The organism is Kitasatospora sp. NPDC054795 (assembly GCF_053611565.1).
This window is the reverse complement of the sequence record NZ_JBSHAP010000311.1, coordinates 1-1,087: the sequence shown is the minus strand read 5'-3', so window position 1 is coordinate 1,087 and position 1,087 is coordinate 1. Positions and strand designations below refer to the sequence as shown.

Genomic DNA, 1,087 nt, shown 5'->3' with positions numbered 1-1,087 from the left:
GGCCTGGTGAATGGTGCCTTCCACTCCTGCGCGGGCCGCGTAGCGGCCCTTCCAGTCCTCGGTGGCCTGCTCGGCCCGGACGCGTTCGAGGAGGACGTCTTGGTCCTGGGGGCGGACGGTGAGCTGCCGGCCGTACTGGGTCGAGCGGGTGCACTGGTCGCGGACCGGACACGGCGCGCACGTCTGGGTGGCGAAGCGGATCCGGACCGCCAGACGGCCGTTGTTGTCGTAACCCTCGGTCCAGTACCTGCTGTTGGCGCCGCTCGGGCAGGTCGCCTGCCGCGCGTCCCAGTCGATACTGAAGGACGTTTTGCCGTAGCCGGCGGCCTGGACGGCCTGGCGCGTGCTGTTCGGCCTCACCGGACCAATGACTTCGACACCGCGTTCAACCGGCGAGGTCAGCAGCAGTTCGGCGGAGACGTAGCCGGAGTCCAGGAGATGCTCGGACGGCAGCAGGCCTTTGCCGTCGAGGCGATCATGGATCTGCTCGACGACCGCCGCGTCGTGGACCGTGGCATCGGTGGTGTGGACGTGGGTGATCATGTGCGGGCGCCCGACCTCACCGAGGTCGTCGCAGGTCTCGCTGAGGTGGACCTTGTAGCCATCCCAGCCGAACCCGCGCTTCATGGCATAGCGGGAGTCGACGTCGTAGGGGGAGGTGATCCTGGCACTGCTGGGCGGGCAATCGCCTTTCCCCCGCCAGGCCACCTCCTGGACTCCGTCGGTCACCGTGCGGCTGAACTGCTGCATCCACACCGTCCGCAGGACGGCGACGACGGGGACGTCCCGCAGCCAGCGCGGCGCCGTGGGTGTGAATACCGCTTCGAGCAGTCGGAATCCGTCGGTGGCGATCTGTCGCGCCAACTCGTCCCGCTCGTCCTGGGCGCTGGGCAATCGGTAGGCATCCACCCGCGCCCGATAGCGTTGCTGCCAGGACGGGTCCATCCACGTCCTCAACCAGGCCGGCGCGGCGACCGCGATTGCTTCCAAAGCCGCCCTCAGTGTCTCTCCGACGAACTCCAGACGGTTCAAGTCCCGTACTGCGGCCAGGACATGCGTGGAGTCGGTGCGCTGTCGACCACCTGGG

At 68.4% G+C, this 1,087-nt stretch carries 1 protein-coding gene; it reads right to left on the bottom strand.

The genetic code is table 11. From position 1 onward, the window contains the following. Positions 1-1,032: transposase (locus ACWGJO_RS41665; protein WP_452190981.1), on the bottom strand; the 1,032-nt coding region annotated here is incomplete at its 3' end. Positions 1,033-1,087: the final 55 nt, after the last annotated feature.